This window comes from Bifidobacterium pullorum subsp. saeculare (genome assembly GCF_016899725.1).
GTDB lineage: Bacteria > Actinomycetota > Actinomycetes > Actinomycetales > Bifidobacteriaceae > Bifidobacterium > Bifidobacterium pullorum_C.
Map to the genome: position 1 here is coordinate 1 of NZ_JACLYU010000304.1, position 242 is coordinate 242.

General features: G+C 62.8%; 1 protein-coding gene. It reads right to left on the minus strand.

The window, feature by feature from the left end; genetic code table 11:
* Positions 1-218: hypothetical protein (locus H7U32_RS10625; protein WP_204469966.1), on the minus strand; the 218-nt coding region annotated here is incomplete at its 3' end.
* Between the last annotated feature and the right edge of the window lie 24 nt (positions 219-242).

Genomic DNA, 242 nt, shown 5'->3' on the forward strand with positions numbered 1-242 from the left:
CACAGGGTGCCCGATCCCAGCACCACCATCCCCGATATCCTCACGATCCGGTCACGGTCCGGCACACAACCGATCACCTGGCTGCGCTCCGGATTCGAGAACGTGTACTGAGTGGGGGTTACGGAATCCCCCACGGTGTCCAGTGGCGTGAGGACTTTGAAGAGTTGGACGGGCGTTCCGACCGACAGGTTGGTGATGGGTATGCGGTACAGGGGCATGTCGCTCGTGCTGGCGCCGTCCAG